General features: G+C 73.6%; 7 protein-coding genes and 1 pseudogene. 3 read left to right on the top strand and 5 right to left on the bottom strand.

The features are described from left to right. Positions 1–209 precede the first annotated feature (209 nt). Together E1265_RS29945 and dapE are read right to left on the bottom strand one after the other, a co-directional pair. On the bottom strand, positions 210–944 hold the full coding sequence (locus E1265_RS29945) for a TIGR00730 family Rossman fold protein (protein ID WP_243741212.1): 735 nt from the start codon (positions 942–944) through the stop codon (positions 210–212). 5 nt (positions 945–949) lie between these two features. Then, positions 950–2,068, bottom strand: a complete 1,119-nt coding sequence (gene dapE / locus E1265_RS29950) for a succinyl-diaminopimelate desuccinylase (RefSeq protein ID WP_132934122.1) — start codon at positions 2,066–2,068, stop codon at positions 950–952. A 35-nt stretch (positions 2,069–2,103) separates the two neighbouring features. Between dapE and E1265_RS29955 the strand changes: the two genes are divergently transcribed. Together E1265_RS29955 and E1265_RS39825 are read left to right on the top strand one after the other, a co-directional pair. Beyond that, positions 2,104–3,000 (top strand): hypothetical protein, encoded by an 897-nt coding sequence (locus tag E1265_RS29955; protein WP_132934123.1) that lies wholly within the window; start codon positions 2,104–2,106, stop codon positions 2,998–3,000. A 219-nt stretch (positions 3,001–3,219) separates the two neighbouring features. Then, positions 3,220–3,642: an ATP-binding protein gene (locus E1265_RS39825; protein WP_243741211.1), complete on the top strand. Its 423-nt coding sequence runs from the start codon at positions 3,220–3,222 to the stop codon at positions 3,640–3,642. Between the two features lie 263 nt (positions 3,643–3,905). On the opposite strand, the gene dapC is transcribed toward E1265_RS39825, so the two are convergent. Next, positions 3,906–5,009 (bottom strand): succinyldiaminopimelate transaminase, encoded by a 1,104-nt coding sequence (gene dapC / locus E1265_RS29965; RefSeq protein WP_132934124.1) that lies wholly within the window; start codon positions 5,007–5,009, stop codon positions 3,906–3,908. A 121-nt stretch (positions 5,010–5,130) separates the two neighbouring features. Continuing rightward, positions 5,131–5,457, bottom strand: coding sequence for a ferredoxin (gene fdxA / locus E1265_RS29970; RefSeq protein WP_132934125.1), 327 nt, complete (start codon positions 5,455–5,457; stop codon positions 5,131–5,133). Between the two features lie 128 nt (positions 5,458–5,585). Between fdxA and E1265_RS29975 the strand changes: the two genes are divergently transcribed. Then, positions 5,586–6,578 (top strand): GNAT family N-acetyltransferase, encoded by a 993-nt coding sequence (locus tag E1265_RS29975; RefSeq protein WP_132934127.1) that lies wholly within the window; start codon positions 5,586–5,588, stop codon positions 6,576–6,578. Positions 6,579–6,589: 11 nt separating this feature from the next. On the opposite strand, the pseudogene E1265_RS37415 reads toward E1265_RS29975, so the two are convergent. Then, positions 6,590–7,698: pseudogene (locus E1265_RS37415) on the bottom strand (hypothetical protein); the annotation flags it as partial.

A 7,698-nucleotide genomic window follows, 5' to 3' on the forward strand; every position in this document is an offset into this window, starting at 1 on the left:
CCCTTTCCGCGCGGAGCGCGGGATGGCGGGTGCGGCGCGCGGCCTGCGCTCCGCGGGGATTTCCCCCACCTATCCGCCCTTTCCGGGCTTCGCACGGGCGGTTGGCGGTCCGCCGCGCGCCGGCTTCGCCTCGCGCGAAACGGGGGCGCAGGGCGGTGGGGGTGCGGGTCCTTCGGACCGGGAGGCCGGCAGGCCGGCCCGGCAGGCGGTTACGGTTTGGTGACCAGGGAGATCGCCTCGTCCACGTCGTCCGTCAGTTGGAAGAGCTCGCCGTCCTTGAAGGACGCCTTGCCCCGGGCGATGACCGTGCCCCGGAGCCAGTCGACCAGGCCCTGCCAGTACTCCGTGCCGAAGAGGACGATCGGGAAGCGCGTCACCTTGCGCGTCTGGACCAGGGTCAGCGCCTCGAAGAGCTCGTCCAGCGTGCCGAGGCCGCCGGGGAGGACCAGGAAGCCCTGGGCGTACTTCACGAACATCGTCTTGCGGACGAAGAAGTAGCGGAAGTTGACCCCGATGTCGACGAACTCGTTGAGCCCCTGTTCGAAGGGCAGCTCGATGCCGAGGCCCACCGAGACGCCGCCCGACTCGCTCGCGCCGCGGTTGGCGGCCTCCATCGCGCCGGGGCCGCCGCCGGTGATCACCGCGAAGCCGGCCTCCGCGAGGCCACGCCCGATGCGGCGGCCGATCTCGTACTCGGGCGAGCCCACCGGCGTGCGGGCGGAGCCGAAGACGCTGACGGCGGGGCCGAGTTCGGCCAGCGCGCCGAAGCCCTCGACGAACTCGGACTGGATCCGCAGCACCCGCCACGGGTCCTGGTGCACCCAGTCGGACGGCCCTCTGGTGTCGAGCAGCCGCTGATCGGCCGTGCCCGGCATCACCTGGTGGCGCCGCCGCACCACGGGGCCGAGGCGCTGCTCCCGGCTCGGGCCTTCCTCGTCCGTCACCTCAGTCACTCCGACTCCTTCCTCTCTCCCACGCCCTCGGTCAGCCACGCGCGCAGCCGCTCCTCGCAGCGCAGGATCATCCGGGCCGGCACCCGCTCGTCCCGCTTGTGGGCCAGGTTGGGATCGCCTGGGCCATAGTTGACCGCGGGAACACCAAGTGCACTGAAACGAGAGACGTCCGTCCAGCCGAACTTGGGTCGCGGTTCGCCGCCCACCGCCGCGATGAACGCCTTGGCCGCCGGGTGCGAGAGGCCGGGCAGCGCTCCCGGCGAGTGGTCCTCGACCACGAACTCCGCGACGCCGCAGTCCGCGAAGACCTCCTCGACGTGCGCGATCGCCGCCCGCTCGTCGAGGTCGGGGGCGTACCGGTAGTTGACCGCGACCACGCACTCGTCGGGGATCACGTTGCCGGCGACGCCGCCCTCGACGCGGACGGCGTTCAACCCCTCGTGGTACTCGAGGCCGTCGATGACGGGCCGGCGCGGCGTGTAGGCGGCGAGCCTGGCGAGCACCGGGGCGGCGGCGTGGATCGCGTTGGTGCCCATCCAGGAGCGCGCCGAGTGCGCGCGCTGGCCCGGCAGCCGCAGCAGCATCCGCAGGGTGCCCTGGCAGCCGCCCTCCACCTCGCCGAGTGACGGTTCGAGCAGCACCGCGAAGTCGCCGGCCAGCCAGTCGGGCCGCTCGGCGGCCAGGTGGCGCAGCCCGTTCCGCTCGGCCTCGACCTCCTCGTTGTCGTAGAAGACGAAGGTGAGGTCGCGGTTGGGGCGCGGCACGGTGGCCGCGATCCGCAGTTGCACGGCCACGCCGGACTTCATGTCGCTGGTGCCGCAGCCCCACAGCACACCGTCGTCGTCGAGGCGGGACGGCACGTTGTCGGCGATGGGCACGGTGTCGATGTGCCCGGCGAGCACGACCCGCTCCGGGTGGTCAAGGTCGGTGCGCGCCACCACGTTGTTGCCGTACCTGTCGACGCGCAGCCAGGGGAGCCGGCGCAGCGCGGCCTCCACCGCGTCGGCGAGCGGCCGCTCGGTGCCGCTGACGGACGGGATGTCGACGAGTCGCGCGGTCAACGCGGCGGCGTCCAGGTCGAGGTCCAGGTCGAGGTCCTGAGGGGGCGGTTCCATGGGGTCACGGTACCCGGACCGGCTAGTCTCTTCGGGTGCCAGAAAGGACGAGCGTCAAGCGCGGTCGCCGCGTCGCCCGCGGCGTGTCCGCCGCCGTGGTCCTGGTGGGGCTCGGCACCTACGTGCTCGTGCACCACGCCGCGGATCAGCAGGGTCCGCCGCACTGCGTGGTGACGGGCGAGGGCGGCGAGTCCTACACGATGGACCCGCGGCAGGCGGCCAACGCGGCGACCATCGCCGCGGTGGCCTCGGCGCGCGGGCTGCCGGAGCGCGCGGTGACGATAGCCCTCGCCACGGCGATGCAGGAGTCGGAGCTGCGCAACATCGACTTCGGGGACCGGGACTCGCTCGGCCTCTTCCAGCAGCGTCCGTCGCAGGGCTGGGGCACCGAGGCCGAGGTGCTTGACCCGGTGTACGCGGCGGGCGCGTTCTACGCGCGTCTGGTCGAGATCCCGGAGTACGAGACGATGCCGCTCACCGAGGCGGCGCAGGAGGTGCAGCGCAGCGCCTTCCCCGACGAGTACGCGAAGCACGAGCCGAACGCTTCGCTGCTGGCCGCGGCGCTGACCGGCCGGGCGGCGGCGGCGCTCAACTGCACCGTGGACTCGGCCGCCGAGGAGCGGGTAGCCGGCAGCCCGGAGGCGGTGCGCGAGTCGCTGGTGCGCGAGTTCGGCGAGGACGTCGAGACGGTCGGCGAGGGCGCGCTGCTGACGGTGGCGGTGCCTGCCTCGGAGGAGACCGGTCGGGGCTGGGAGTTGGCGCACTGGTCGCTGGCCCATTCGGCGGAGCTCGGCATCGAGCGGATCACCTTCGGCGACCGGGTGTGGGAGGCGGCGCGGTCCCGGGACGGCTGGCGGGAGGCGGGCGCCGAGGGCGGCGGGAACGCGGCGGATTCCGGCGCGGAACTGCGACTCGGGCTCACGACCGAGTAACGCCGACAGAAGTAACGCCGGGAGCAGGAACGGCGTTACGTCGAGCGCGTCCCGCACATCCCTTGCCGCAAACGGCGGTTCGGCAATTCACCAGCCGATAATGCGACGCATTACCAATCCTTTACCATCGGGAACCGCAACCTCCACCCGCCCGGGACCGATAGGCACAGCGCCGTAACGGCATCATTCACAGGGCTTTACTCAGGGTGAAGGAGCCTCATGTCGAACCCCCTCAGGAACCGCGTGGCCAAGGCGGCGCTGCTGCTGGCGGCGAGCGCCGCACCCGTCGTCGCCGCGGCCGGCCAGGCCAGCGCGGCTGGGCCGCTGCTCGACCCCAACGTGAACGGTCTGGACGCGCCCCAGCTGCTCTCGCTCGACGAGCAGAGCGTCAACGAAGCGGCCGAGACGCTGGACGGGGCGGCGACGCCGGTGCTGGAGGAGCTCGCGGGACCGGTGGTCGAGGCGGCGATGCCCATGGTGATGCCGGTGGTCCACGACCTGGCCGTGAGCGCCGCCCAGGACGCGGGCCCGCTGCTCCAGGAGGCCGCCCTGACGGTGACCGGCGAGCCGCCGACGACCCAGGAGATCCTCGACGGCGTGCCCACCGTCGACGACAGGATGAACGACATCTCGCTGCTCTGAGACCACGCGGCCGGACGAGGGCCAGGGCCTGTCTTCCGGATCTTCGCGGGCTCGCGACGCCTGGCATCCCGGCTGGCTGCGTTGCCTCACGCCGCGGAGCGGCATATGGACACCGCACGCGAGTACGACCACGTACGAGCTGCGCTGCTGTCGATGTGCGGCTCCGCCGCGTGGGGCGCCTTGCCAGCGAATGGGCACCTCGCAGCGTCAGCTGGGGGAGCTATCCGCCGCTCGCTGATCGACGAAGACCCGAAAGACAGGCCCTAGGACAGCCGGCGCACCGCCTCGGCGACCCGCTCGTCGGTGGCGGTGAACGCCACCCGCACGAACCGCTCCCCCGCCGCCCCGTAGAACTCACCGGGCGCGACCAGGATGCCCTCCTTGCTCAGCTCGGCGACCGTGTCCCAGCACGGCTCGTCCCGCGTGGCCCAGAGGTAGAGCGAGGCCTCGCTGTGCTCGACGCGGAAGCCCCGGCCGGTGAGCGCGTCCCGCAGCGCGGCGCGCCTGGCCGCGTACCTGGCCCGCTGCTCGGCGACGTGCTCGTCGTCGCCGAGGGCGGCCACCATCGCCGCCTGGACCGGCGCGGGCAGCATCATCCCGGCGTGCTTCCTGATGCCGAGCAGCTCGCCGAGTACGGACCGGTCGCCGGCCAGGAACGCGGCGCGGTAGCCGGCCAGGTTGGACCGCTTGGAGAGCGAGTGGACGGCCACGATGCCGGTGCTGTCGCCGCCGCACACGTCCGGGTGGAGCACGGAGACCGGGTCGCTCTCCCAGCCGAGCTCCAGGTAGCACTCGTCGCTGAAGAGCAGCACCCCGTGCTCGCGCGCCCAGGCCACGATGGCCCGCAGCCGCTCGGCGGACAGCACCCGACCCGTCGGGTTGCCCGGCGAGTTGAGCCAGAGCAACCGCAGCCCCGTGGGGTCGAGCCCGGTCGGGTCGCCCTGGTAGGGCACGGGCTCGGCGCGCGCGAGGCGGGCGCCGACCTCGTAGGTCGGGTAGGCCGGCTCCGGGTAGGCGACCCGGTCGCCGGGGCCGAGCCCCAGTTGGGCGGGGAGCGCGGCCACCAGCTCCTTGGAGCCGATCACCGGCAGCACGTTGTGGTGGTCGAGGCCGGCCGCCGCGGTGCGCCGCGTCAGCCAGCCCAGGATCGCCTCGCGCAGCGCGGCGGTGCCCCAGACGGTCGGGTAGCCGGGGCTGTCGGCGGCGCCGGCGAGTGCCTGCCTGATCAGCTCGGGCACCGGGTCGACCGGGGTGCCGACGGACAGGTCGACGATGCCGCCGCCGTGCGCGGCCGCCGTGGCCCGGTACGGTTCGAGCCGGTCCCAGGGGAAGACCGGGAGGCGGGCGGAGACGCGGGACGACGACACGGGGTGGCTCACTCTCTGTCGCTGCGGGCCGGCCGCCGGAGCGGCCGGCCCCCGGGAATGGGCGAGTCCCGCGCGGCCGACGCCGCACGGGACCGGTGACTCACGACAAGGGTTCGAAGGGTCACTCGTCGTGCTGCTGCGGCGGCAGCGCGGCGACCAGCGGGTGGTCACGCTCGATCAGGCCGAGCTTGCTGGCCCCACCGGGGGAACCGAGCTCGTCGAAGAACTCGACGTTGGCCTTGTAGTAGTCCTTCCACTCCTCGGGGACGTCGTCCTCGTAGAAGATGGCCTCAACCGGGCAGACCGGCTCGCAAGCACCGCAGTCGACGCACTCGTCAGGGTGGATGTAGAGGGCGCGCTCCCCCTCGTAGATGCAGTCGACAGGGCATTCCTCGATACATGCCTTGTCCTTCAGGTCGACACAAGGCTCCGCGATGACGTAGGTCACGCTGTCAGTCCTCCTCGGTAGGGGGCGGCGGTCCGCCTGATGGCGCGCGGGAGCGCGGCGTCGTCGGTGCTCAGCCCTAGTATCTCCGGTCAGAACGACAGCGTGACCTTCAGGGGGCTGGCTTGACGGTGGAGTTCACCACGAGCGGACACCTCGTTGTCCGGATTACCCGTGCTGACGTGGGAAAACGCGTGTCGGTGCGGACGTTGACCGGCGCGCGGGAGCAGTCCGCGCGGTTCACGGACACCGTGGGCGTGCTCACCTCGTGGACCGGTGGCGTACTGAGTGTGGCGAGGCGGGACGGCCGGGTGGTGCGGCTCGCCGAGGCCGACCTGGTGGCCGGCAAGGTGGTGCCGCCAACCCCGGCGCGGCGGCGCGGGGTGCCGGCGGCGAGCGCCCGGGAGCTCACGCTGGTGGCCGCGCGCGGCTGGTCGGGGCCGGATGTCGAGGAGGTCGGCGGCTGGCTGGCCCGGGCCTGCGGCGGCTGGACGCGGCGGGCCAACTCGGCCGTGCCACTGGGCGGTTCCCGGCCGGATCTGGACCGGCTCGGCGCCTGGTACGCGGCCCGGGGGCTGCCGCTCGCCTTGCAGGTCACCACGGGTGCGGACGGCTCGGGCGAGCTGCTCGCGTCGGAGTTCGAGGAGCTCGGCTGGGCGGCCGGCGGCCACTCGACGATGCGGGTGGCGGCACTCGCCCCGCTGGCCGACGCGGCCCCGGACGACCGGGTGACGGTGGACCGGGAGCTGACCGACGACTGGCTGGCCGGCTCCCCGCGCGCGGCGGAGGCGCCGGAGGCGGCCAGGTCGGTGCTGGCCGGCGGCCAGCGGCCGCTCTTCGGGGTGGCCAGGGCGGCCGACGGCCGGGTCGCCGGGGTGGGACGCTGCGTGGTCGACGGGCGTTGGGCGGGCTTCGCCGCGATCCGCGTCGACCCGGCCCACCGGCGGGCCGGACTGGCCACGGCGTTGATGCGCGAGCTGGCCCGCGCGGCGCTCGCGGAGGGCGCGAGCGCCGCCTATCTCCAGGTGGAGGTGGACAACGCGCCGGCGCGCAGGCTGTACGACGCGTTGGGCTTCGCCGACCACCACCACTACCACTACCGGACGGCGCCGGACCGGGCATAGGCCCGGCCGGGTCAGGGGCCGACCGCGCCCTCCACGACCGCCTCGCGGCGACCGGGGCCGTCGTCCACCGTGGCCGTCTCGCGCAGCGCCGGGATCAGCGCCGCCGCGGCGTGCTCGGCGGTCATCGGCACCGGGCCGGCGCCGGCGTCGATCATGACGCCGTCGAAGTTCCTCCCGTAGATCTCGGCCAGCGCCTCGGTGTCGATCACGGGCTGGAGAGCGCCCGACTCGCCCGGCTGCATGGAGAGGAAGTCGTCGATCGTCGCGGGGCTCATGGGGAGCGGGTCCGCGTTGCCCGCGATCAGCCAGACCCAGCCCGACATCGCCGGCTCGCCGAACTCGGCGAGCGCCTGCTGGATCTGCTCCTCGCGGACCGTGGGCTCCTGGGGGCTGACGGGCAGTTCGACGACCGGATTGCGGCCGGTGGCGGCCCGCTCGCGGAAGGCGGCCTCGACGGCGTCCGCGGCGGTCTGCACGTCGATGGCGTTGCCCGGCTGGCCGGCGCGGCCGATGGCCTCGCCGTTCTCGAAGACCACGGTGCCCTCGACGGGGCCGGTGCCGCCGGACTCGGAGGCGATGCCCTCGAGCGCCACGGTCAGCTTCTCCCGGTCGATGGCGAACACGGCGTTCTCCGCACGCTCGGCGCCGATCAGCGAGCCGAAGACCGCCACGGGGCTGTAGTCCTGGCCGGAGACGGCCCGCACGGTGCCCTCGGGGTCCACCGCGAGGCCGGCGACGCTCGGCCTGAGCTCGATCTCCTGCTCGCCGACGAGCAGCGTGAGCGGGGTCTCGTTGGCCGCCTCCAGCTGGCTGGTGAGCCTGGCCTGCGCCTCCTGGGAGCTGAGGCCGCCGATGTCGATGCCGAGCACGGTGGTGCCGCGCGGCACGTCCTGCGGGCTCATGAAGAGGCCGACGCCATAGGCGACGACGGCGATGCCGACCACCCCGATGACCAGCAGCCTCACCTTGGAGCGACCCTTGCGCCTGGCCGGCGCGGCGGGCTTGGGCGCGGGCGGCTCGGGCTCGTCGACCGGCTCGGGCTCGGGGGCCGGCGGCCGGGGCGAGCCGGCGGACGGCACCTGCGGGACGGGCCCGGTGTCGGTGATCCTGGGCATCGGCC

This window comes from Streptomyces sp. 8K308, assembly GCF_004348315.1.
Taxonomy (GTDB): Bacteria; Actinomycetota; Actinomycetes; order Streptomycetales; family Streptomycetaceae; genus Streptomyces.

Bases quoted from the DNA above. Each gene is read 5' to 3' on its own strand.
- E1265_RS39825 (WP_243741211.1), top strand. From the start codon at position 3,220: ATGTCGAACCCCCTCAGGAACCGCGTGGCCAAGGCGGCGCTGCTGCTG.
- dapE (WP_132934122.1), bottom strand. From the start codon at position 2,068: ATGGAACCGCCCCCTCAGGACCTCGACCTGGACCTCGACCTGGACGCC.